This is a genomic window from Saccharothrix sp. ALI-22-I (genome assembly GCF_001984175.1).
In the GTDB taxonomy this organism is placed as follows: Bacteria; Actinomycetota; Actinomycetes; order Mycobacteriales; family Pseudonocardiaceae; genus Actinosynnema.
Genome location: NZ_MTQP01000067.1, coordinates 345,049 through 366,585, shown reverse-complemented (window position 1 = coordinate 366,585; position 21,537 = coordinate 345,049). Strand labels below are relative to the sequence as shown.

Below are 21,537 nucleotides of genomic sequence, written 5' to 3'. Positions count from 1 at the left end.
GCAAGCGTTACTCGGGTTGGAGCAATCAACGATGGACTCAGGAGCCGGACGGCGCCCCGAACCGACGATGCGCGACGTCGCCGCGCTGGCCCGGGTAAGCGCCAAAACGGTCTCGCGAGTGATCAACGACCAGCCCGGGGTCGGGCCGGAGGCCATCGAGCGCGTCCGTGCGGCGGCCCGCACCCTCGGCTACCGCCCGAACCTGACCGCGAGCAGCCTGCGACGGTCGGACAAGCGCAGCGCCACCATCGGCGTGCTGTTCGAGGACCTGTCCAACCCCTTCGACTCGGCCCTGCTCCGGGCCGTGGAGGACCGGGCCAGGCAGAGCGGGGTGCTGGTGCTGGCGGGGAGCAGCGAGGACGACCCCAGCCTCCAGCGCGAACTGCTGGCGTCCCTGGCGTCACGGAGGGTGGACGGCATGGTCGTGATGGCCGTCGGCGGCCACCAGGACGCGTTGCAGCAGGAGCGCGAGCGCGGCACCCCGATGGTCCTGGTGGACCGGCCGCCGACGTTCGGCGAGACCGACAGCGTGACGACGACGAACCGTGAGAGCGCCCGTGAGGCGGTCGTGCAGCTGGCCGAGCTGGGCCACCGCGACATCGCGTTCCTGGGCGACCGCCAGACGTTGTGGACCAGCCACGAGCGCTACACCGGTTACCTGGAGGGCCTGGCCCACTCCGGCCTCAAGCTCCGCAAAGACCTGGTCTGCACCGACCTCAAGGGCCCCGACCTGGCCGAACAGGCAACCGCGGCGCTCCTGGACCTGCCCGACCCACCCACCGCCCTGTTCACCGCGCAGAACCTCGTCACGGTGGGCGCGATGCGAGTCCTGAGATCCCGCCGCATGCACCACCGGATCGCCCAGATCGGCTTCGACGACTTCCCGTTGGCCGACATGCTGGAGCCCGGCATCACGGTAGTCCGCCAAGACGTCCCCGGCCTCGGCCGCAAGGCAGCGGACCTCATCTTCGCCCGGATCGAGAACCACCACCTCCCCCCGTCGCACGCGGTCATCCCAGCCACCCTCATCCGCCGAGGCTCCGGCGAAATCCCACCGGAAAGCTGAGCACCGGCACACCCGGCCGCGATTGTCAGTCCACCCTGAACCGACCTTGCCCCCGCACGACTCGGCGCGTAGAGCTGGAACCATGGCGATCGCCCGAATTCGAGGCCGTGCCCTACCTCACGGCGAGTACGTAGACCTGTACGCCGACGGTGACAGGTGGACCACCGACCCCGTGCGGAACGCGGACCTGGTCGCCGAGGGGTGGCTGTTACCCGGCCTGGTCGACGCGCACACCCACCCCGGCGTCGAGGCGGCGGGCGACCCGCTCGACGAGGGACTGCTCCGCGACCACCTCCGGCAGCACGTCGACGCCGGCGTGACCGTGATCCGCTCACCGGGCCTGGCCGGCGAACCGCCGCCGTGGTTCGGCACGGACCCCGAGTCACCCAGGGCCTGGCACGCCGGTCCGTGGCTGGCGCAACACGGCCAGTTCTTCGACGGCTGGGGCCGCCGCGCCGACCACGCCGAGATGCCCGCCGTCGCAGCCGCCCAAGCAGGGCGCACCGGCTGGGCCAAGATCATCGCCGACTGGCGCTCGAACGACGAGCCGATCCCGGTCGAAGTGCTGACCGCCGTGGTCGAGGCGGTACACGCGGTAGGAGGCCGAGTCGCCGTGCACACCCAGCAGGCCGCAGGCGGCGCAGCCGCAGTGGCCGCCGGCGTCGACTCGGTGGAGCACGGGATGTTGCTGGACCCCGAACTCCTCACCCGCATGGCCGACCAGGGCACCGCGCTGACGCCGACGTTGTCGGTGTGCGAACGGTCGCTGCCGGAGGTACTGCGCAGACCCGACAGCCCTCACAAGCAGTGGTACGTCCAAGGCGCCCAAGCACACGCCTCCCTGGTCGCCGCCGCAGCCGAAGCAGGCGTCCGAGTCCTAGCCGGCACGGACTCCCTACCGCACGGCCGGATCATCGACGAAGTACAAGCCCTGTCCGCAGCCGGAATGCGACCACACGACGCCCTGGCCGCCGCCTCCTGGGACGCCCGCGCCTACCTCGGCCTCCCCGGCCTCGAACCGGGAGCACCAGCAGACGCCGTCATCTACGCCGAAGACCCCCGCACGGACCTGAACCAACTAGCCCACCCCCTCGCCGTAATCCTCCGCGGCCACCCCATCCGACCCCGCTGACCAGCGTCCGACCTGGCCACGCGCCGCACGAATAAGGCCCTTGACCGGATCAATGCCGGTCAAGGGCCTTATTCGTGCGGTTCAAACGATGTGCCCCCGGCAGGATTCGAACCTGCGCTCCCGCCTCCGGAGGGCGGTATACACACCGACTCTGACCTGCACGGATACTGAATATGATCTTCCCGTCGGTACACGATCGGCAGGGGCGCGAGGAGCGGCCGAGCGGGAGCGCGAGCGACTTCGCTGTTGCGGGCTGCCGCCCGCGCCACCCACCTGGCAAGCCGGTTACTCAGTGTTGTGCTTGGCTCCGCTATGGGCGACGCCTCGTCCTAGCTCGATAGGTTGGACCGTTGAGGCAGAACCCACTTGTGGTCGCCATCTGCCTCGTCGAGCCACACGCGATGGAGGCCGTCCGGGGTCACGGTGAGGCCGAAGCGATCCCAGTCGGGGCTCCCTAGTGCTTGCCACGCCTCATGTGCTGCTTCTACCTGCTCCCACAGTTTCGCGGGCCCGCCTTGGCACACCTCGCGGGTGCCGGACTCGTCAGCTTGCATTCGGGCCCACGCCCATGAGCCGTCCGAGGAGCTGAGCGTGGCCCATTCGGGCCCGCTGCCGGTCGCGCCGCGGTACCCGACGGACACCTCGCCGGGCATCTCCGCCTGGGCCAGGAACCAGGGCACGAGCTGGGTCCACGGCGTTGCGGGCAGGCGGGTTTCCGACCGATCTCCGGACGCGCCGTCGCCGTGCACATGCAAGCCTTCCGGCGCCTGGTCGGCGCCCCTCATCGCCATGAACCCGGCCCACCGGGGCAGGAACCGACCTTCGAGCCGGTCGGCGTGCCGCGTCAGCAGTGCGAGGTTCCCGGCGTGCACGCTGGGCTTGAGGTCAACGAGCACGAGGCCACCCTCGCGCACCTGCTCAGCCCACGTCCACGGGATCGCGGGAACGGAGCACGTGGCGATGATCCGGTCGAACGGCGCGTGTTCGGGCAGCCCTCGCACGCCGTGGGTGGCCGCCAAGGTGGGGGTTAGCCCAAGTGAGTTCAAGCGCTCGCCAGCGGCTTCGACCAGCGATGCCCCGATGTCAACGGAGAAGACTTGCCCGTCCCCGAGGCGACGGCAGAGAAGGGCTGCGTTGTAGCCGGTCCCAGTCCCGATCTCCAGCACGCGATGGTCGTCAGCCAGGTTCAGGGCTTCCAGCATTCGGACCATCAGGCCCGGCTTGGTCGAGGACGACACCGTGACCCGATCGCCGTTGGCAGTCGTGGCCAAGTCGGTGACCAGCGGCTCGTTTCGGTAGACAGCGGTGAGCCAGTTGTCATCCTCGTTGGTCGTCTGCGCCCACGACCTGTCCGGCTGCTGGGCAAAGAAGTACGGCACGAACACGTGCCTGGGGGTCTCCTCTACCGCCCGACGCAGCGCAGGGGTCCGAAGGACGCCTTCCGCCACGATCTCGTCGGCGAGCTTCCGGGCCAGGTCTCGCCACGGCAGGACGGTTGCCGTCATGCGCCGTTCCCTTTCTCCAAGAGGTCCGCGAGTGCCGCGGTGATCGGCAGCTCGGCCGCGTCTTCGAGCCAACCGTACTGGCCGCCTGCATTGCACTCCAGGAAGACCCATTCCCCGTCTGGGCGAACCACGAAGTCGAACGCGCCGTAGGCCAGACCCAGTTCGCGGCAGTATTCGCGGACGCCGGTCGCAACGCCTGGTGGCGGGTCGACGCGGTTGTAACTCAGCGCCTTGTAGTCGTTGCGCCAGTCGATGTATGTCTCCGCGTTGTTCGAGTGGATCGCCGCTGCGAACAGGCTGCCTCCAGCGACGATCACGCGGACTTCGTAGGACTTGGGCACCCACCGTTGGAACTGGTGCGCGGTGACCTCGACGCCACGAAGATCGCTCAAGTCGGAGGCTGCCAGTAGTTGGGTGAAGGCCGTCTTGCGTCCCCCCTCTTCGCGAATCGAGGGCGCCCCGAGCGCCTTGGTCACGGTTTGGCCACTTGCGGCGAAGCGCAGCACCGCGGCCTGACTGTTCGTGATCAAGGTTTCGGCCACGGTCAGACCGCATCGCGCCGCGGTGACGAGCTGTACCGGCTTGTATGAGGCGTCAGCGTTTCGCGCCGGATGGTTTACCCACTTCACGGGCAGCGACGCCAGCACCCCGCCGAGGCCGAGTTTGGCCTCGGTCATGGCCCAGTGCTGTTCGGTCGCGGTCATGCCTTCGGGGAAGCCGAAGGCGGAGGGGCTGCGGTACCAGATCGACCGCAGCCCTTCCAGCTCTACAGTCCGCTCGGCGGCGGACAAGGTCCCCATCCACCGCCCGTTCCGCAGTTCCGCGTCGATGCCCGCTCTCTGTGGAAACCAGGCTGTGTCCATGCGGACCACGGGCACAGCGCGGTCTTCCAGCGCCTTGACCATGCGGTCAGCGGTGAGATCCAGTTCGGGCGCGAGGATGAGGACCGTCATCAGTCGTTGTTCCAGTCCTCGGCGCTGGGCGGGTCTTCCCCGTCCACGCTCGAAGTCGTGTTGGCCGTGGGGGGACCCATGTGGGGCAGGTCGATCAGCGGCACACCGAAGGCGTCAACGGCCTTCTGCGCCTCGCTGTCGTAGGTCCACTCCTGGATCGTCACGCCCGGCCTGACCGGGGTGGCGCGACGGAGGCCGAAGGGACGGATGCCCGCGGGGGACGGGATGTCGGTCACCTGCTCGACCGACGTCGACCCCCGAAGGGCGAACTGGCCGCTGACCGGGGCGAACGGATCGAGCTCGGGCGGCGGGGTGAGTGCTGTCGTCATGCGTGCGTTCCTCTCATCCGTACCTCCGGCGCGGGATGCGCCGGGGGATTGGTGTGGCGATGTCCCGACGAGAACCTTCGATGCGCGCTACGGCGACGAACAGGCTGCCGTCTGATCATCCAGCCAGGTTGGGGTTTGCGGTTGACCGAAAGGGGTGTTGCGCCGGGCCGCCGTTTGCGCCGCCCACTCCTGCGCGAACGCAGGGCCGAGCCGCCCGCGCCGGAGGGGTGGCTCTGCCGCCCGACGTCTCTCGGCGTAAGCCAGATACGGCCGTACGACCGCCGAGATGAACAGGGTGTCCGCGTCGGGATCGACGCCAGCTTCATCTGTCTCGCGTGCTCGCCTCGCCAGCGCTTCAGCCTCACTGATTTGCAGCACCCGCTCCACGGTGAGCGCCGCGCCCCTGATGTTGGCGTGCTGGCCAGCGGGCGTGCGCAGGAGACAGATGAAGAGGCCGAACAGGGCGAGAGCAACTACCACACCCAGGACGGCAGCCCAGTGGTCAAGCAGGTACGTGAACATCGGGTGACCCACCTCCAGTCGGCCTCGTTCGTGGTTGCGGTCCGGTAACCGGTCGGAAGGCAAACCGCCAGACCTCTTATCTGTAGCTAGGGGGCGCCTGCCCGTTGGCCAACTTCGTCGGCCTCACCCTGCCGCGGATCAGCCCCACTCGCTAGAATGCTCGATATGACAAGTAGGCTGGAGTTCCGCGTCAAGGGTCTAGAGTCCCGACTGGCCGAACTGAACGGTAAAAACGATGAGCAGCTCACAAAGCTCACTGAAGAAGTCGCCGAATTGCGCAAGGACGTAAGCGAAATTCTGGCCTTGCTGAAAGGTCGAGAAAGCGGCGACTCTGCATAGTCGGGCGGCGGCTACCCGGCCGGTTGATCTCCGGGCGGGTGCCACCGAGATAGCGAAGACACGTAGGCGCTGCCTGGACGAGTTGGGCCGTGTGGCTGTGTTGGTGGATAGCTGATCGCCACACGACCCCACCCGCCGCGCACGACGCAATCGCGCTGCGCTCCGCGGCGGTGCCGGCTCACTACTTGCCGGGCATGTCAGGGTTGGGCGGCAGGCTCGGCGGGCCTGGGTTCTTGCCGCTCGGGGTCTTTTCCCCACCATCCTTTCCGTGGCCTTCGGTTGGCCCCGTTCCGGCCCCGCCCCTGCCTCTGCCGAACTGCACGTCAGCGTTCATTCAGGTCTCCAAACCGGATGCTTCTCGAATTAGGCGGATGCCGACTGTCGTTCATTTACCGGCCCGCCTAAGCAATTTTGCTGTGGAATGGTGTGACCAGGAACAGAGGTTGGCCAGGTGAATGCGGAACACGCCTGTAGGCGTGTTGGATGGCAGGGATGCCCAGAGCCCTACTAGGAGGCTTGGACGGAGGTTTGGTCGCAGGTGCGCCTGTTCGACCTGCCGAAGGGCTACGCTGAGCTAGGAGGCGAGCACAGAGGGGTGGCAGGGTGTCCAGCGTGCCAAATCGGCGACTCACCACGTTTCGCACCGCGCTCAGGCTGACGCAGGCGGGGTTGGCCGAACGTGCAAACGCGCAGGTGGAGGCAGATACGGGCGCGCCTGGCGCGATGGACGCCGACTACATCAGCAAGCTGGAACGCGGCGTCCATACGTGGCCTAACCGGCATTACAGGCGCGCACTGTGCGTCGTGCTGGGGGCGCGCTCGGATGCCGACCTCGGGTTCTACCCGGCTCGCCGCAAAGCGGCTACCGTCGGAGGCCCGGTAGTGGGTCCGTTCGAGGATGTCCGAGAGGGTGACGACGTGAAGCGGCAGATGTTTCTTCGTGGGGTGGTCGCCACCGTGGCAAGCGCGGCTCTCGGCAACCCTGTCGCCGAGGCGCTCAGCCGTGCCGCCGCTGGAGACACTCCATCGCGTGTAGGCGCTACCGACGTTCAGCAGATAGACCATGCCATCAGCACCTTCGGTGATTGGCAAGATCTGTACGGCGGCGGCGCGTGCAGAGCTGCGATTGCCGAACAGGTGAAATGGGCGACAGGCTTGTTGAAAGCGGATTCGACAGGCCGTGTAAAAGATGACCTGTACCGCTCGGTTGGCTTTTTGGCGGACATCGCTGGCTGGGGGGCTTTTGACGCGGGCTACCACGATGACGCGCGCCAGCACTTTAATTTGGCGCTGTACTGCGCTGAGCAGGCGAACGACTGGGGCCTACGAGCCAACGTCCTGTCCGACATGGCCCGTCAAGCAATCTATGTCGGTCGCCCCGACGACGGGCTAAGCCTCATCGAGCTCGCCCAGGTTCGCCAGGATCGGCAAACCGCGACTGTTCGCGCAATGTTGTCCACTGTGCGCGCTCGCGCCTTGGCGAAGATGGGTAATCGGGGAGAAGAAGCCTACGGTGCGGTGCTCGCCGCCGAAGACCATTTCAGTAACCGGAATCCCAACGACGATCCGCCGTGGATTACGTACTTCAGTTCAGCCGCCTTGGCCGGTGACACCGGACATGGCCTCCTTGATGTGGCGCTCACAGGCGGCCATGTCGACGACACTCGCAACCGCCTGCGGCAGTCGGTCGCCTCTTACACGCCAACGCAAGCGCGTGCACGGGCGTTCGCGCTCAGCAAGCTGGCCATCCTGGAGCTTAAGGTCGGCGACGCCAGCCAGGGCGTTGCACACGCCCGTGACGCACTGAGCGCTGAAGCCCCGCTGAAGTCGAAGCGGGCGAGGGACGACCTTGCGGAGATTCACACGGCGCTGACGCGCCACGTCGCCCTGCCGGGGGCCTCCGACCTTCGTCTGAAGATCACCCAAGTACTCAAAGTGGCCTGAACTGGTCGCAGGCGCCCCAGTGTTCTACGAGCGATCCCGGTTGCACCTCCTCGAACAGCGAAGCCCCCACCCGATTCAGGGTGGGGGCTTCGCTGCGTTCAACCGAGCGTGCCGCTCATGGCAGCTCGTGACCGGCGGTGCTGCATGCCCGCGAAGCCCTGCGGCTGTCCGCTGATCAACGGAACACAGAAGCCCCCTCTCGATGCCGAGAGGGGGCTTATTGCGTTTCCGGCTACCTCGCCGTGGCGGTCCAGGCGAGCTCGGCGCCCTCGACCCCCCTTCCGTCGTCTGTGCTCAAGACCTGGCGCAGCCTGCGGTCGGACACGCCGAGCTCGGCGGCCACGGCCGCCTTGGTGGGCCTGTCCGGGGACGCAAGGAGTTCCAGCGCCCTGGCGCGCAGCACTTCCGCGGGCACGCGCTTGCGCCTGCCTTCCTGCGCCTGCTCGATCGGCACGACGGCCACGGCCGGAACTTCCGGCTCCACGCGGCGCGGCTCCGGCCCCCGTGTCTTGGCCGGAACTTCCGCCTCGGGCTCGGTGGCAGGAAGTTCCGGCGCCCGCTTCTGCGGAGCTTGAGCAACCGGAACATGGCGAACCTCGGACGGCGCCGGAACCTCGGGCAAGCCCGAGTCCCCAACCTGTCCACTTGGCCCCGAAGTACCGACCGGAAGTTCGGCCAGGACAAGCTTGGAGAGCGCCATGAACGCCAGCGTCGGAACCGAGGCCAGCAGCCAGCCCGAAGGGCTCGGCGTGGCGACGGCGAGCTGAGCGGCGAGGGAGAGCAAGCTTGCGCCGACGAGGATCGCGGCGGGGTAGATGATGCTGCGCCCGGTCCGTCGCCGCTGGCGGATGGTGATCAGCGCGCCGATGGGCACGAGCTCGGAGACTGCCGCGTTGACCCAGCCGAAGGCGCTGGGAGTCCCTGCGGGTAGGTGGGTCATCGACCACTGGTGCACGTGCGAGAAGCTCACCACGCCCGCGGCACTGCCGACGAGGGCGAGGATGGAGACCTGCACGGCGCGCTCGGCGCGCTCCGTACGGCTCCGTTTGGGCGTGCCAGGGCACGCCGAAGTACGCTCTTGCATGGGTCGGGGACCTCTCCCGATCAAGAGCCCAGGACCGGTGCTGGCGGCACCGCCTGGGCTCGCTTCACTAAGACCATCTCAGGTTACACACATCGCCAGGCCCTGGACAAGGTCCGGCGGCTTCCCGGCGTCGAGCTGCCGCACCACGTACTTCCTCCCCAAACGACGGAAGCCCCCTACCCCGAGTCAGGGGTAGGGGGCTTCGTCCTTCCGGCCTCTCGGCGAGGCTCAGCGAGCGGAAGTTCCGGCGTGCCACGGCAGCGCGTCGGCAGAAGTTCCGGACTCGACGGTGTCGAGGAGCTTCCACTCGCCTTCGACGAGCTTCCACACCTCGCCGCCGCGCGCACCGCTGTAGGGACTCCAGGCGACCGCGGCGTGGGCCCGGCCGAGAGTGGTGTGCACCTTCCAGTTCGGCGAGCGGCTCGGCACGCGGCTGGCGTACACGGTGGGGGCGATCGGGGGCGTGCTGCCCGGCGGGCGCCGGTCGATCGAGGTGTTCTGGGCGGTCACGCGGCAGTCCTCCTGGCGTCCGGCTCGTTCATGGCGTATGCGAGCAGCTCCAAGCCGCGGGCGATGCGCTTGCTGATCGCGCGCTGGCTGACCTGCTCGTGCTCGGCGATCTCCTCCTGCGTCCAGCCCCAGCCGTAGGTCAGGAGGAGCGCGACCCGCATCTCACGGGTCAGGGCCCAGGCGGTGCGCCAGGCCATGCGGATGTCCGCCAGGTGGGCCCAGTAGGTGCCGCCCTGGGAGGCCACGCTCGTTGCTCGGGGCATGTCCGGGTCCGGGGCCTGGGGGTTCTGCCGCCCCCAGGCCCACGTCCCGCCCCAGACGGTCGGCAGAAGTCGCTCGACCTGCTCCGGGGTGTAGGTCACTGGTGCGTCGCCTCCACGCGCGTCAGCGACACGGTCTGGTTGGCCCTGCGGACCAGGGGTCGGATCTGGTCCCTGAGCCGCGACCAGATCCACCGGATGAGGTGACTCGGGTGTTCCTCGTCCGCCAGGTAGTCGCGGACCTTGGCCGGGTTGCTGGCGACGAGGATCGCCGCTTCCTGCTTCAGGTCGTCCAGCTCGACGACGTGCCCGAAGTCCCTGACCACGCTGGTGGCGGCGATGTCGATCGCTCCGCGCACCGGTTCGAGCTGGGCCAGGTCCCAGTCCATCAGGTCGATCAACGAACCACCTCCAGGGGCCCTACAGCCCCGTCCTTGGTTACGGCGACGATCAAGCCGGGGTGGCCGGTCGTGCCCTTGGCGTGCCGCCACCACGTGGATTCCGACTCCAGTGCGGGCGGCTGGATGAACAGGCGACGGCCGTCGCTGTCGATGTGCTCGTGGTGTAGGTGACCGGCCAACAGAAGGTCCGCCTGGTGCATCGGGGAGGCTGTGTTGAACGCCTGGCCCTTCCACCACTCGAAGTGCTTGCCGGGCTTCCACTGGTGGCCGTGCGCGTGAGCCACGACGGTCCCGGCGACCGGCAGCACGACGGTCAGTTCGTCCGTCTCGGGGACGAAGAACTCCACGTGCCCGAACGCCTCGGGGTTGAGCTGCGCGGCGTCGGCGACGGCGATCAGGGACTCGGTGTCGTGGCTGTCGTCGTAGCGGGTCAGTCCCTTGCCCTGGATGCGGACCGCCTGGTCGTGATTGCCGGGCACCGCGGCCTGGGTCAGCCGTTCGGCGAGCGGGGCGAAGGTCAGCAGCGCGTGGAGCATCACGCGGCGGTGCAGCCGGATCTGCTCGGTCTGCGTGAGCCGGGTTCGCCAGACGTTCGAGCCGCCCTGCGAGACGAAGCCCTCGGTGTGGTCACCGAGCCAGGCGAGGTGAACGTGTCCGATGTCGAAGCGCAGGCGGTGGAGCTCCAGCAGCTCGGCCGCGCGGTCGATGCCGTCGATGGCGCGCTTCAGCGTGCCCTCAACCCCGTCGCCGTCGATCTTGCCGAACTGGGTGTCGCCCAGTGCCACCATGAAGCCGTGGTCACCCTCGGCGCGCTTGGCGGCCGGCTTCTGCGCGCGGATCTCGGCAAACAGCTCGTCGAGCGGCGGGCGCTCGGCGCTGGCGACGGTGCCGCGTCGGGCAAAGGAGTACCTCGTGGAGACGCCGGTCGAGCCGTTGGCCATCGTCCACTCCGAGGCGCGGAACCCGGTCACCTCCCACAGCAAGGGGTCTTCGCCCTGCTCCCGTAGGAAGTTGGCCGCGGCGCTCTCGTCCACCTGGACGTCGCTGCGAACGGTGACCTCGGCGGTGTCGCCGGAGACCTCGACCTGGCGCGTGAAGTCCCGTTCGGGATTGGTCGCTCGCGGGGCGATGGTGGGGCCGACCGGCTTGGCGAGGAGCTGCTCCGTCAGGTTGTCAGCCAATGTGGACACCCCCCTTCTGGCGATGTGTTCGCCTGTAGTTGCGGATGGTGGAGGCGGACACGGTGTGCCCGTGCTCACGCAGGACGGCGGTCAGCCAGTCGGCTGACGTGTTGCCGAGTAGGTGCGGGCGCAGAGCGGCCCTCTGGACGGGGCTGAGGCCGTCCCAGAGGGCCGCGAGGGTGGGGCCCGGCGCGCCGGGAAGGGGTTCGGTCACGAGTACCGCGCGATCTGGTGGCTGACGTACTCGGTGGTCTCCCACGCCCCGCGCGGCGCTGCGCCCGCTTTCAGCTCGGCCAGCCGCTCCAGGTAGCTGTCCCGCAACCTCGCCTTCTCGGCCGCGGCGGCTTCGGCCTCGGTCGGCAGGCTGGTGGGGGGCAGCTCGGTCACGACGGTCAGCCGGTCAGGGCCGACGTGCACGCGCGGCTTCCGCTCGGCCCCCCAACCGCCGTACGCCCGGTGCTTGACCTCGATCCACACGCGACCGCTCGGCGTGAAGCCGACGACCGTGCCTTCCACCATCGCGACGCTGCGACCGACCGGGGCTCCGTAGATCACGGTCTGCCACTCCTTGATCGGAGTGCCGCGCCAGTCCTTGAGCTGTTCGGTCACTCGGGAAGCACCACCGCTCGTCGGAGGACGGTCACGTCCTGTGGAAAGTCGATCTGGTCGGAGCCGAAGAACGCCCAGTAGCCGCCCTGGCTGGTGAAGTTGAACTGGCCGAGCTCGGGCTCGTCCTCGCCGTAGCGCAGGACGTAGGCCAGGTCGCCATGCGAGAAGCCTGCGATCACAGCAGGACGACCAGGGCGCGGTTTACAACCGTGACGTCCTCGGGGCGGTCGGTCCAGTCGGTGCCGAAGTAGCACCAGTGCGCGTCGCCGTCGCCGTCGTGGTCGCAGTACTGCGCGAGCACCAGCTCGTCGGGCGTCTCGGCCCGGCGCACCTGGGCGATGGCCCCGTGCGTGAGACCGGCGGTCACGCTGCCGCCACGACGGGCGCGGCTCCGCGGCGGTGCAGGTGCTCGCGCCAGGCCACCGCGACGCCAGCGAGCTGGACCAGCTCCGTGCCGAGGCGCTCGGGGTCTTGCTCGCAGAGCACCTCGAACAGCTCCTCCACGAGGATGTCGCGCCAGGTGAGCATCCCGTAGGTCGCCGCCATGTCCACGTACTCGCGCCAGTCCTTGAGCATCGCGGCGAACGCGGGGCCCGTGCCGTCCGGATGGTCCAGCACGCCCCACTGGGCGTCCTGGCTGATGCGCTCGCCGCGCACGAGGGACAGGGTGTTGTTGGTCAGCCGGACCGCCTCGTTGCGGCGGACGAGCTCGTCGTAGGTCAGCGTCACGGGGTGTTGCCCTCCAGGTGGTCGATCGCGGGAAGGAGCTGGTCGTGGAGGCGCCGGAGCGCCTCGGGATCGTCGAAGCACCACGGGTCTCGGCCACCAACCGAGAGGGTGACGCCGGGGTTTCCGTCGAAGCGGTGGCCGAGGGTCACGGTGACGGCGTACGAGGGTCGTCCGGTCAGGACGCGCAGCGCCTTGCGAAGGGTCACGCGGCGGCCAGCTCCTTGGGCTTGATCAGGTCGAGCAGGGCCGAGGGCCCGGCCTTCAGGTAGGTGTCGGTGACGTCGCCGAGGGTCAGGCGGACGCCCTTGGCCGCGCGCAGCGAGCGCGCGACCCGGTTGGTGAACTCGGCGCCCGCGTCGTCCGGGTCGCCCCAGACCCACACGCGGGAGAAGCCTGCAAGCATCCGGCGGTGTCGGGGCATCCACATCTCGGCGCCGGGGATGGCAACCGCGTGCAGGCCGAGCATCGTCAGGACGACCGCGTCGAGCTCGCCCTCGGTCACGTGGATCTCGTCGGCTGCCCGGTGCACCGCGCCCACGTTGAACATCCGGGGCGGGTCGTCCTTCAGGGTCATGTACTTGCCGTGGAAGTACGCCCTGTGGTCGTGTTCCGCCAGGCAGCGGAACCGCACGGTCAGCGGCTTCCCGTTGTGGTCGAGGTACGGGATCGCCAGGAACCCGCGGTACTTGCCGTGGCCGGGGTGGGGTTCACCGACGACGCCAAGCCGGAACGTAACCGCCTGCTCCCGGTTGAGCCCCCTTCCGGCCAGCCACCTTGCGGCGTCCGCCGTAAGCGCTTCCTGATACGAGCTCACCGCCTCCTCCAGCGCTTCCCGCTGGGATGTTGAGAGAGGCTGCAAAGGCTCGTGCTCCGAGGAAATCGACGTTCTCCTTCCGCATGATCAGGTCGTAACTGCTCCCGCCTCCGCCGCATGAATGGCAGCGCCAGAGGCCCTTCTCCAGGTGAATGGAGCAGGAGGGGGTGTTGTCCTCGTGGAGCGGGCACCGGACCATCTGGGTGGCGCGGTCGGTGTGCTCGACGCCGTAGTGGTCGAGCAACGCGCCGAGGTCCGGGCGCTGGTCGTCGCTCACGCGAGCCTCCGACCCCGCAGGGTTCCGGTGGCGCGGTCGTAGCCGAGCTCGGCCAGCGTCGGGGGCGGCTGCTCGACGTCGAACAGGATCTCGGCGGCGCGGATTTGGCGGACGCCCCAGTGCTCGCCGTCGTCGTCGGCCGCCAGAAGGGCGTCGATCTCGAAGTTCACGGTCGCGGAGTTGTTGCCGCCCTGCGGCCAGTCGCGCAGGGCCAGCCACTCCTCCCACTCGCCGCCGAACAGGTGGGCCTTGCGGAGGAGCTGGTCCACCACGTTGTCGATGACGTCGAGGTAGGGCTCCAGGTGCTCGTCCGTCACCTGGTCAACCCGAAGTAGTCGCCCACGGTCGTGAGCACGAGCGCGTCCTTCCAGTTCAGTCCGCGGCGCTTGACCACGGCGATGCTGGCGACGCGCGCCCGGTCGAGGTTGCGGTGGGCGGCGAAGTGCCCGCCCTCGATCAGGGCTTGGCGGACGAAGTCCGTGACGTGGAGCTGGCCCGCCTTGGCCTCGATCACGACGAACTCGCCGGGCCGCGCGAAGTCGCGCACTACGAGATCGCCCTCGTCCTCCTTGCCGGTGAGCACGAGGCGCTCGACGTCGAGGTTGTGCTCGCGCAGGCCGTTGCGGAGGTCGCTCTGCCACTGCGCGCCGCGCCGCCGGTTGGCGGCGTTCCGCTTCGCGATGTCGGTCACTGGGTCACACCTCCGGTGCGGTCGTTGAAGATCACAGCGACACCCCGACCAGCGCCGGGTTGGTGGCGTCGAGGGCGTGGAAACGGGTCTTGTCGGGCTCGCACCGCAACGTCGCGTAGGTGCGAGCGGTGGGGTCGCAGGGCCCCATGCGCTGCTTGATGACGGCGATCCTGTAGATCAGCGACGTCGGGTCGAGTGCCACCGAGAGCGACAGCTCCGGCTTCTCCGACAGGCCGCCCTTGACCTGGTCGCGCGACGGCGGCGCCCACGGGTCACTCTTGGCTTCCCAGGACTTGTCGCTGGCGTGGTGGAGCAGGATCACCGTTGCGCCCGTGGCGCGGGCGAGCTCGGTCGCCGAGCTCATCACCGCCATCTGCTCGGTGTAGTCGCTCTCCGCGCCCTCGAAGTCCATGAGGTTGTCGAAGACGATCACTTCCGGGTAGGCGTTCCACAGCTCGATGTACGCCTCGATCTCCTCGTCTACCGCGCGCCAGGTGATCGGCGAGCCGAACGAGAAGGTGAGGCGGCTTCCGGCGAGGGCGTCCAGGTAGCGCTGGCGGTGGTGACCGCCCGCCGCCATGCCCGCCTCGACCATCTCCGTGGTGTCGCCCGACGCCATAGAGGCGAGCCGCGACGAGGCCGTGAAGGCGCTCATGTCCGCGGAGAAGTAGAGGGTGGGGCGGTTCATGCTGGCGACCCAGAACAGGGCCAGACCCGACTTCTGCGTGCCGCTTCGTCCGGCGATCATGATGACTTCCCCGTGCCGGGGGCGGCATCCCATGTCGTAGAGAGACTGGAATGCCGCCACCCTGGGGAGCTCACGGCCGGACTCGGCGTGCAGGCTCAGCGACCGCGAGGGCGTGAGCAACTGCTACGCCTCCTCTCAGGCCCGCGGGGGCCAGTTGTAGTGACCGGGGGCGGGCTCGATCGCGAACGGCACGCCGGGCAGCGGGTGCACGTACGGGGCGACCTGGTTGAACACCAACAGGTCCGCCGTCGAGCCGTCCTCGTGGACGTCGGTGATGAGCGCGGCGCGCGTCGCGCCGTCCGGGTCGGTCGAGTAGTGCACGAGCCGACTCACGCTGGGGACAGGGGGAGAGGCGGACCGGGAGGCCCGCCTCGTCCCCTGCTGCGCCTCGGCCATCAGTCGAAGTCCGGCGCCGCCGCCACGGCCGCCTGGACAGCCTGCTCGCGCTTGTTCGCGTACTCGACGACCTTCTGCATGACCGCGCGCTCGACCGGCCGCCACACCCACGCCGGGTGGGCGCCCGGCTTCTTGTTCGGGACCTGGGTCACGGTGACGACCGTGGCCGAGTTGACCAGGCCCGCGAGGTCGCGAGCCAGGACGGTCTGCTCGATGCGCACGCCCTTGACCTCGGTCGGGGTACCGGCGTCGAGGTCGGCCTGCGAGTTGAAGATCGACAGGTCCGTGAGGGCGCTGTCCTTCGGGCCGTTCGGGGTGGGGCGCTGCCGGTCGAAGCCCTTGACCTCGACGAGGATCGCGACTGCCCCCTGGTGCTCCGAGGGCTTGAACCAGCCGCCGGACTGCTGGGGGATGTCAACGAAGTTCAGCACTGTGTGGGTACTCCCTGTGTTCGGCGATGAGGAAAGGTGATGCGGTGAAGGAGGTAACCTCTCAGGTTACACACTCACTTCTAAAAAAGGGCGGGCCAGATGCCGCCGGATGCACTTCTCAACTTACACACCCGGCGGTGAAAAGGCAAGCCCTGTCAGGCGATGAGCTGGCGCAGCTTGTCTGCGGCTGCGCGGTTGTCCGCGGCCTGGAACGCGGCCGAGGAGGCGGTGCCCGCCAGCTCCTCGATCTCCTCCTGCGCGAGCTGCGCGACGAGCTCCTGCTCGCGGGCCGCGGCCTCCAGTTCGTCGATGGTCGTCTTGAAGACGGACTTCGCGGACTCGGCTCGGGCCGCCGCGATGGCGGAACGTTCATCGAGGTTGGGCTCGGCGGGCTCGGCGGGGTGGCCGCTCAGCAGCTTCTTCAGCACGGGTGGAGGTTCTCCTCTGTGGTACGAGCGGGAAGGACGGGGAGATGGGCCTGGGATCAGGCCGCGGCCTTGAGCGCGCGGCCCTTGGCCTTGTAGGCGTCCATGAGGGCGCCGTCCTGGAAGGCGGCCTGGTTCTCGGCCCACAGGCGCTGGAGCTCCGGCACGGACTTGCACGCCTCGATCTGGGCGAGCATCGGGTTCACGGCGGGCTTCTCCGAGATGTCCCAGGGCGGCGACCCGGCCGAGCTTCCGGCGTCCGCCCAGGGGTCGCCCTTCGGGGCCGGCTCCTGGATCGGGCGGGCGCCGAGCTCGTCCTTCAGGAGCTGCATCACCTGCGCCTCGTCGGGCGCGGCCTGCGCTGCCTGTGTGGGCATCGGGATCGGGCCGCCGTGCGCGACCTTGGTCGCGTTGATGACCAGCTCGTTGAGCGTCAGGCCGCTCGCCGCGTACTCGTCCAGACCGAAGTACCTGATGAGGTCCGCGCGAACCTCGTCCGGCAGGCCGTTGAAGACCGCCCAGGTCTCCTCGTAGCCCTTGCCGTACTTGATGGTGACCGTGATGCCGCGGGCCTTGCTCTCGCTACTCACTGGGCTGTGAGCTCCTCTCGCTTGGTATCTCTCAACTTACACACCTGGACCAGAGTGTGCAACTTGAGAGTCCGTGACCTGGTTCACAGCGGGCTTGAGGATCAGGTCGTCCCGGATCGGCAGCTCGTTGGAGCGCAGGCCGCCGACTGCGCGGCAGTAGGCGCGTACGCCGCAGCCGTTGCACAGTGACGTCACGTTCGGAAGGAAAACGCCGTTACGGATGCCTCGCCAGGCCATCGCGTACTGCTCGTCGATGTACTCGTCGGAGTACGCCGTCAGGTCCTTCAGCGGGGTCAGCTCGCCGTCGCTCGCCATCCAGTACGCGCCCCACTCCGCGAACAGCCCGTACTTGCGCCACAGGGCCACGGAGTAGCTGCCGAGCTGGAGCGAGGACATCGGCACCGACCCGGTCTTGAGGTCGATGATCACGATCTGCCCCTGCGGGGTGATGTAGACCCGGTCGATGAAGCCGAGGAAGTCCTCCCCCGCCATCGAGTCGTTGACCATGACCTCGATCCCGACGCTGCCGTCCGGCAGGATCGCGATCTTCCAGTCGCTGGCCGCTTTCCAGGCCAGCCACTTTTCCACGTACAGGGGGCCGTAGATCAGCCACCAGTCGTAGTCCTTCTTGTTCGGCCCGCCGGACGGGCCGATGTTCTTGAGCTTCTTGCCCGAGGGCTTGACCTCGCGGCCGAGCTCGCGCTCCTTGGCAAGCAGGCGATCGAAGACCGGCTTGAACTCGGGCACGTCGCCGTCGCGGCGGCCGACCTCGATCAGGTCGTGCGCTTCGGTGATCTCGTGGACCGCTGAGCCTGCGACGGTGGCGAACCAGGTCGAGGCGTTGAGCTTGTGGCCGCGCTCCAGGCGCCAGCGCTCGCCGCACTCGGCGTAGGAGGAGAGAGAGGAATAGGACAGGCGGCTCGGTACCTCGATGGTCAAGCGGCCACCCGCGGCGCGACGATCACGAGCTCACTGCGGTGCTCGACCGGTTCGATCGGCACGAAGTAGCGCCGGACCCAGTCGTCGTCGAGCAGCTCGGGGTCGGCCTCGTCCAGCGGGATTGGTTCGTAGCCGAGCATTTTCAGGTAGGCGAGGGAGGCCCTCACCCACCGCATGTCGGCGTCGGGTGCGACATCCATGTGGAAGTCGAACGCCTCGACGTCGAGGTGGACTCGGACCTGACCGACAGCTTCGGCGGTCAGCAATGCGACGGCGCCCGCCTCGTTGGCGAGGGGCGGCCGAGTGGAGGCGAGCTCGTCCCGCTGGCGGGACGCCGCGGGGGAAGGTGGTGCAGTGCGCACGAGGGCACAACCTCCGGTGTGTAAGTTGAGAGATTCAGGGGCAGTTCTACCCGTCCGTCGATCACGTGTCAACGGGTCCGAGACGCGAGGCGGTGTTAGCGCAAACAACCACGACCTTGATCGCTCTACGTGATGATGGTTTGTCTCGAACATCGGCAACTGCGCGACTCGTGTTACCCCCTACGGCGCAGTAGCTTTCGCACAGGTGTTCGGCGGAAAACGGACAGCGCCCCGGCCGAGGCTCGGGGCGCTGCGAGGATGCAAGATGGTGTCGGATAGCGCTTGCCGCAAAACTGCGGTCTGTGTGACGATGCGTCTCGATCGGGGGAGGGGTCTCATGTCACTCAATGTCATCGGATGGGCGAAGCCCGTCACGCTCGTCGGGTGGACGCCGGATGATGTCGTCATCCCCCTCCTCACGTTTCACGTAGTGGAACCCCTCCGGAGTGTCGGGGTCGTAGTGGACGACCGCGCCCTGTTCCGCCAACCATTCGAGCCAGTTGTCCAGGCGGGTCACGTCGATCGGCCGCAGGGGGAGGCCGCTGCGCCGACGCCCCTCCAGGCGTAGCAGTGTCAGCGGCGTCTTCCAGCCGTGTTCGTCCTCGACCTTCCACGGGACCAGGTTCGGGTCACGCGCGATGCGCGGCTCCAATCCGCGTCGCCTACGGAAGTTGGAGAACATCGTGATCGTGGTGTCGATGCCGTACTTCTCTTTGTACTGCTGAACCATCCAGGCGTAGGTCTTGCCCTCCTCAATCCAACGAACCACCTCCTGCGCGTCCTGGATCTTCGACGCGGGCATGACACTTCCCCTCTCCGCTGTGTTAGTTGCGACTCGGCTACCGTATGTGTGTAACCTTGACACGTTGATCAACTGACTGTCAAGGTTACACACCTGCGAGTAGGTGAGCCTAGTCCGTTCGAGTGAACAGAGGGAGATGGAACACAGTCATGAAGCTCACGCTCACCGTGTGCGACGTGTGTCAGGACCAGGACAAACCGGCCAACAGCTATGAGATCAGACGCCTGGACGACGGCGCGACGGCGAACCCGGACCTGTGCGACGAGCACGCTGCACCCCTCGAAGCCCTGTTCGCCACCGACGTGCCCAAGCCGAAGCCGCAGAAGGCCACAACGTCCAAGACCAAGGCCACAAGGCCCAAGACCGCAGCCGTGCGTCGCAGAGACATTCAGGTCAAGACTATGGAGGACATCGAGCGGGAGAAGGCCGAAAGGGCCTGACCCGGCAGACGACGAAAGCGCCCCACCTACTGGAGGAACCAGCAGGTGGGGCGCTTTCGCGTATCCGGCGTCAGCCCTTGTCGGTGCCGTCGCCGGACGGGATCACGGCGCCGCCCAGCCAGACGATCAGTACGGCGGTGCCGAGCTGATCGACAACGTCAGCGATGGCGCCCTCGGCCTCCGTGGACAGCGGCAGGACGCCGAGCACGACAAGGGTGTGGATGAGGCCGGTGATCGCGGTGACGATCGCGCCGCGGATCACGAGGGCCTTGGTCGGGGTGGTCGGGGTGGAAGCCACGGTGGCGTTCTCCTTCAATGTGGGGTCGGTGAAGACGCCGCGAGGCCCCGCCGTCGAGCTGGTGGCAGGGCCTCGCGGAAGTGGGGCGGGTCAGCGCTCGACGCTGTCGATGTGCCGGTCGAGCCGCTCGGACACGGCCAGGCGCTCGGCCCGCTCGTGGGTCAGGTCGCGGCGCAGTCCGCCGATCTCCTGCCCGTGCTGCCGCAGCGCCTCGTCGTGGCGGGCCTGCCCGGCGAGCACTTGACCCAGGCCGGAGATGACCTTGTCGAGGTCGTCGCGCAGGTTCGTCGAGTGACTGTTCTGCACCTGCTTGCGCGCCTCGGCGGTGTGCTCCTTGACCTCGGACAGCTTCTTGTCCTGCCGCTTCAGCAGGCCCGCCACGATGCCGAGGAAGGCGAAGCCGGACGTGATGAGTGCGGTGATCACGGCGTCGCTCACGCGCCACGCTCCAGGAGGTCGGCGACGAGCTGCTCCAGGCGCTCGATGCGCGCCTGCTGGTCCTGCGCCACCGGGAGGAGGGCGACGCCGAGCAGGTCGTAGCGCAGGGACATGATCACGCCGTCCTCGTTGCGCTGGACGATCTCCGGCAGCGTCTCGTTGACCTCCTCGGCGATGAGGCCGAGCTCGTCCTTGTGGTCGGTGTTCTTGCGGTCGTAGACCCGCGGGCGTAGCGCGAGCACGCGCTCAGGGGAGATCCAGTAGTCCCGGATGTTCTCCTTGAACCGCCTCGCGCTGGTGTTCTGGCAGAAGTTGCGGTTGCCGTCCACCCACGCGGCGTACCAGGGCCCCGGCCCCGGCCCGTTGGTGTGGACGCGGTCGGTGCCCCAGGCGCGGGAGACGTGGCCGTCGATGTCGCCACCGCCGTGCCGGTGACCCCACGTGGCGTACTGGCCGTGGCCGTGGTCGGCCCAGGACTTGCTGTTGACGAGGTAGTCCAGGTCGGCCTGAAGTCCGGAGATGTCGCCTTTGCCGTGCGTGTGGCCGGTCGGAGGGAACGCCGAGGGCTTGCCCGTGACGCTGTCCCAGGTGTGGGAGTGCGCGGCCGGGGTGAACGAGGTCGGCTTGCCGTCCAGGTCGTTCCAGTGGTGGCGGTGCGGGGCCGGGGCGAACGTGCCCGGCTTGCCTTCGATGGTCTCCCACACGATGACCGGGGCGAGATCGACCCACGTCGTGCCGTTGTGCCACTCCCACCGTCCGGTGCTCTGGTTCAGGCCCAAGACACCCAGGCGCGGGTCGCTCGGCCGAGTCTCGGTGCGCCACACCCGCACGCGGCTGCCGACGAACTGGCGGTCGTCCTGCGGGGTGGTGGTGCCGATGTTGGTCGCGCCGACCGTGACCGGAACCTTGCTCAGCGGCACCTCGTAGACACCCGAGTCGGTCTGGGTCAGCGGGGGCGGGCCTGCGCCCGGCTCGCCCTTCAGCGGCTCCAGGCTGATCTTGTTCTGCGTCGGGTCCAGGCGCAGCACGATGCGGTCGGTGCGCGCGAGGGACTCCGCGGCGGGGATAGGGATCTGCTCCACGGCGGTGCTCAGCACGGCATGGCCGCGCACGATGGCGAAGCCGGGCTGGACCCAGACATACATGCCGCCCGCGTCCGCGGAGACGGCGAAGCCGGAGCCGGTCGCCGAGTCCACGACACCGGAGTCCTGGAGCTCGCGGAACAGCGCGCTGTACTGGGCCTCGGTGGTGCTCTGGTCGTCGAACGGGAAGGAGGTAACTGCCACTGCGGGCCTTCCTGGAGACAAGGCGGAGCCCCCCGC

The 21,537-nt window shown here is 68.3% G+C and carries 34 protein-coding genes; 5 read left to right on the top strand and 29 right to left on the bottom strand.

What is annotated here, in order from left to right; genetic code table 11:
- Window positions 1-31: 31 nt before the first annotated feature.
- On the top strand, window positions 32-1,066 hold the full coding sequence (locus ALI22I_RS34210) for a LacI family DNA-binding transcriptional regulator (RefSeq protein ID WP_077009681.1): 1,035 nt from the start codon (window positions 32-34) through the stop codon (window positions 1,064-1,066).
- Window positions 1,067-1,148: 82 nt separating this feature from the next.
- The gene (locus tag ALI22I_RS34205; protein ID WP_143532590.1) at window positions 1,149-2,198 is read left to right on the top strand and encodes an amidohydrolase family protein; all 1,050 of its coding nucleotides are present in this window, start codon (window positions 1,149-1,151) and stop codon (window positions 2,196-2,198) included.
- A 329-nt stretch (window positions 2,199-2,527) separates the two neighbouring features.
- On the opposite strand, the gene ALI22I_RS34195 is transcribed toward ALI22I_RS34205, so the two are convergent.
- The 4 genes from ALI22I_RS34195 to ALI22I_RS34180 all read right to left on the bottom strand — a co-directional run bounded on the left by ALI22I_RS34195 (window position 2,528) and on the right by ALI22I_RS34180 (window position 5,507).
- A complete protein-coding gene (locus ALI22I_RS34195; protein ID WP_077009679.1) occupies window positions 2,528-3,703 on the bottom strand; it encodes a methyltransferase domain-containing protein in 1,176 nt (391 codons plus the stop codon).
- Window positions 3,700-4,656: an ATP-grasp ribosomal peptide maturase gene (gene tgmB, locus ALI22I_RS34190; RefSeq protein WP_077009678.1), complete on the bottom strand. Its 957-nt coding sequence runs from the start codon at window positions 4,654-4,656 to the stop codon at window positions 3,700-3,702. Before tgmB ends, ALI22I_RS34195 begins: the two co-directional genes overlap by 4 nt.
- A complete protein-coding gene (gene tgmA, locus ALI22I_RS34185) occupies window positions 4,656-4,985 on the bottom strand; it encodes a putative ATP-grasp-modified RiPP (protein WP_077009677.1) in 330 nt (109 codons plus the stop codon). The genes tgmB and tgmA overlap by 1 nt, the downstream gene beginning before the upstream one ends.
- Window positions 4,986-5,072: 87 nt before the next feature.
- Window positions 5,073-5,507 (bottom strand): hypothetical protein, encoded by a 435-nt coding sequence (locus ALI22I_RS34180; RefSeq protein WP_077009676.1) that lies wholly within the window; start codon window positions 5,505-5,507, stop codon window positions 5,073-5,075.
- 165 nt (window positions 5,508-5,672) lie between these two features.
- On the opposite strand from ALI22I_RS34180, the gene ALI22I_RS51420 reads away from it, so the two are divergent.
- Together ALI22I_RS51420 and ALI22I_RS34175 are read left to right on the top strand one after the other, a co-directional pair.
- On the top strand, window positions 5,673-5,846 hold the full coding sequence (locus tag ALI22I_RS51420) for a hypothetical protein (protein ID WP_179118454.1): 174 nt from the start codon (window positions 5,673-5,675) through the stop codon (window positions 5,844-5,846).
- A 603-nt stretch (window positions 5,847-6,449) separates the two neighbouring features.
- Complete coding sequence (locus tag ALI22I_RS34175) at window positions 6,450-7,790, top strand: helix-turn-helix domain-containing protein (RefSeq protein ID WP_143532589.1); 1,341 nt, start codon at window positions 6,450-6,452, stop codon at window positions 7,788-7,790.
- Between the two features lie 232 nt (window positions 7,791-8,022).
- Here the strand turns inward: ALI22I_RS34175 and ALI22I_RS34170 are convergent, their stop codons facing one another.
- The 22 genes from ALI22I_RS34170 to ALI22I_RS34060 all read right to left on the bottom strand — a co-directional run bounded on the left by ALI22I_RS34170 (window position 8,023) and on the right by ALI22I_RS34060 (window position 19,039).
- Window positions 8,023-8,805 carry a hypothetical protein gene (locus ALI22I_RS34170; protein WP_077009675.1) on the bottom strand — a complete coding sequence of 261 codons (783 nt, stop codon included), beginning with the start codon at window positions 8,803-8,805 and terminating at the stop codon, window positions 8,023-8,025.
- 297 nt (window positions 8,806-9,102) lie between these two features.
- Entirely contained in the window at window positions 9,103-9,384 is a 282-nt protein-coding gene (locus ALI22I_RS34165; protein WP_077009674.1) for a hypothetical protein, read from the bottom strand.
- Window positions 9,381-9,746 (bottom strand): sigma factor-like helix-turn-helix DNA-binding protein, encoded by a 366-nt coding sequence (locus ALI22I_RS34160; protein WP_077009673.1) that lies wholly within the window; start codon window positions 9,744-9,746, stop codon window positions 9,381-9,383. The genes ALI22I_RS34165 and ALI22I_RS34160 overlap by 4 nt, the downstream gene beginning before the upstream one ends.
- Window positions 9,743-10,045: a hypothetical protein gene (locus tag ALI22I_RS34155; protein WP_077009672.1), complete on the bottom strand. Its 303-nt coding sequence runs from the start codon at window positions 10,043-10,045 to the stop codon at window positions 9,743-9,745. The genes ALI22I_RS34160 and ALI22I_RS34155 overlap by 4 nt, the downstream gene beginning before the upstream one ends.
- Window positions 10,042-11,226: a hypothetical protein gene (locus ALI22I_RS34150; protein ID WP_077009671.1), complete on the bottom strand. Its 1,185-nt coding sequence runs from the start codon at window positions 11,224-11,226 to the stop codon at window positions 10,042-10,044. The genes ALI22I_RS34155 and ALI22I_RS34150 overlap by 4 nt, the downstream gene beginning before the upstream one ends.
- Window positions 11,227-11,436: 210 nt before the next feature.
- Window positions 11,437-11,835, bottom strand: a complete 399-nt coding sequence (locus ALI22I_RS34140; protein WP_077009669.1) for a hypothetical protein — start codon at window positions 11,833-11,835, stop codon at window positions 11,437-11,439.
- Window positions 11,832-12,014, bottom strand: a complete 183-nt coding sequence (locus ALI22I_RS34135; RefSeq protein ID WP_077009668.1) for a hypothetical protein — start codon at window positions 12,012-12,014, stop codon at window positions 11,832-11,834. Before ALI22I_RS34135 ends, ALI22I_RS34140 begins: the two co-directional genes overlap by 4 nt.
- Window positions 12,011-12,202, bottom strand: a complete 192-nt coding sequence (locus ALI22I_RS34130; protein WP_077009667.1) for a hypothetical protein — start codon at window positions 12,200-12,202, stop codon at window positions 12,011-12,013. The genes ALI22I_RS34135 and ALI22I_RS34130 overlap by 4 nt, the downstream gene beginning before the upstream one ends.
- Window positions 12,199-12,564 (bottom strand): hypothetical protein, encoded by a 366-nt coding sequence (locus tag ALI22I_RS34125; protein WP_083752217.1) that lies wholly within the window; start codon window positions 12,562-12,564, stop codon window positions 12,199-12,201. Before ALI22I_RS34125 ends, ALI22I_RS34130 begins: the two co-directional genes overlap by 4 nt.
- Complete coding sequence (locus ALI22I_RS34120) at window positions 12,561-12,770, bottom strand: hypothetical protein (RefSeq protein WP_077009666.1); 210 nt, start codon at window positions 12,768-12,770, stop codon at window positions 12,561-12,563. Before ALI22I_RS34120 ends, ALI22I_RS34125 begins: the two co-directional genes overlap by 4 nt.
- Complete coding sequence (locus ALI22I_RS34115; protein ID WP_202971136.1) at window positions 12,767-13,378, bottom strand: toprim domain-containing protein; 612 nt, start codon at window positions 13,376-13,378, stop codon at window positions 12,767-12,769. Before ALI22I_RS34115 ends, ALI22I_RS34120 begins: the two co-directional genes overlap by 4 nt.
- On the bottom strand, window positions 13,272-13,577 hold the full coding sequence (locus tag ALI22I_RS55730; protein ID WP_083752270.1) for a CHC2 zinc finger domain-containing protein: 306 nt from the start codon (window positions 13,575-13,577) through the stop codon (window positions 13,272-13,274). The genes ALI22I_RS34115 and ALI22I_RS55730 overlap by 107 nt, the downstream gene beginning before the upstream one ends.
- Before the next feature lie 74 nt (window positions 13,578-13,651).
- A complete protein-coding gene (locus ALI22I_RS34105) occupies window positions 13,652-13,972 on the bottom strand; it encodes a hypothetical protein (RefSeq protein WP_077009664.1) in 321 nt (106 codons plus the stop codon).
- Window positions 13,969-14,346 carry a hypothetical protein gene (locus ALI22I_RS34100; RefSeq protein WP_083752216.1) on the bottom strand — a complete coding sequence of 126 codons (378 nt, stop codon included), beginning with the start codon at window positions 14,344-14,346 and terminating at the stop codon, window positions 13,969-13,971. The genes ALI22I_RS34105 and ALI22I_RS34100 overlap by 4 nt, the downstream gene beginning before the upstream one ends.
- A 31-nt stretch (window positions 14,347-14,377) precedes the next feature.
- Window positions 14,378-15,127: an AAA family ATPase gene (locus tag ALI22I_RS34095; RefSeq protein WP_274523030.1), complete on the bottom strand. Its 750-nt coding sequence runs from the start codon at window positions 15,125-15,127 to the stop codon at window positions 14,378-14,380.
- Between the two features lie 102 nt (window positions 15,128-15,229).
- Window positions 15,230-15,427, bottom strand: coding sequence for a hypothetical protein (locus ALI22I_RS34090; RefSeq protein ID WP_143532588.1), 198 nt, complete (start codon window positions 15,425-15,427; stop codon window positions 15,230-15,232).
- A gap of 62 nt (window positions 15,428-15,489) precedes the next feature.
- Entirely contained in the window at window positions 15,490-15,921 is a 432-nt protein-coding gene (locus ALI22I_RS34085; protein WP_077009661.1) for a hypothetical protein, read from the bottom strand.
- Between the two features lie 155 nt (window positions 15,922-16,076).
- The gene (locus ALI22I_RS34080; protein WP_077009660.1) at window positions 16,077-16,349 is read right to left on the bottom strand and encodes a hypothetical protein; all 273 of its coding nucleotides are present in this window, start codon (window positions 16,347-16,349) and stop codon (window positions 16,077-16,079) included.
- Between the two features lie 56 nt (window positions 16,350-16,405).
- A complete protein-coding gene (locus tag ALI22I_RS34075; RefSeq protein ID WP_202971135.1) occupies window positions 16,406-16,936 on the bottom strand; it encodes a hypothetical protein in 531 nt (176 codons plus the stop codon).
- A 36-nt stretch (window positions 16,937-16,972) separates the two neighbouring features.
- Entirely contained in the window at window positions 16,973-17,875 is a 903-nt protein-coding gene (locus tag ALI22I_RS34070; RefSeq protein ID WP_077009659.1) for a RecB family exonuclease, read from the bottom strand.
- Window positions 17,872-18,237 (bottom strand): hypothetical protein, encoded by a 366-nt coding sequence (locus ALI22I_RS34065; protein ID WP_143532587.1) that lies wholly within the window; start codon window positions 18,235-18,237, stop codon window positions 17,872-17,874. The genes ALI22I_RS34070 and ALI22I_RS34065 overlap by 4 nt, the downstream gene beginning before the upstream one ends.
- Before the next feature lie 340 nt (window positions 18,238-18,577).
- Window positions 18,578-19,039: a hypothetical protein gene (locus ALI22I_RS34060; protein ID WP_077009657.1), complete on the bottom strand. Its 462-nt coding sequence runs from the start codon at window positions 19,037-19,039 to the stop codon at window positions 18,578-18,580.
- Between the two features lie 149 nt (window positions 19,040-19,188).
- Between ALI22I_RS34060 and ALI22I_RS34055 the strand changes: the two genes are divergently transcribed.
- Complete coding sequence (locus ALI22I_RS34055; RefSeq protein WP_077009656.1) at window positions 19,189-19,479, top strand: hypothetical protein; 291 nt, start codon at window positions 19,189-19,191, stop codon at window positions 19,477-19,479.
- Window positions 19,480-19,549: 70 nt separating this feature from the next.
- Here ALI22I_RS34055 and ALI22I_RS34050 read toward each other — a convergent pair whose 3' ends face one another.
- The 3 genes from ALI22I_RS34050 to ALI22I_RS34040 form a co-directional block, all read right to left on the bottom strand.
- A complete protein-coding gene (locus tag ALI22I_RS34050) occupies window positions 19,550-19,777 on the bottom strand; it encodes a hypothetical protein (protein ID WP_143532586.1) in 228 nt (75 codons plus the stop codon).
- A gap of 90 nt (window positions 19,778-19,867) precedes the next feature.
- On the bottom strand, window positions 19,868-20,215 hold the full coding sequence (locus tag ALI22I_RS34045) for a DUF2746 domain-containing protein (RefSeq protein ID WP_077009654.1): 348 nt from the start codon (window positions 20,213-20,215) through the stop codon (window positions 19,868-19,870).
- Entirely contained in the window at window positions 20,212-21,501 is a 1,290-nt protein-coding gene (locus ALI22I_RS34040; RefSeq protein ID WP_077009653.1) for a tail fiber domain-containing protein, read from the bottom strand. Before ALI22I_RS34040 ends, ALI22I_RS34045 begins: the two co-directional genes overlap by 4 nt.
- Between the last annotated feature and the right edge of the window lie 36 nt (window positions 21,502-21,537).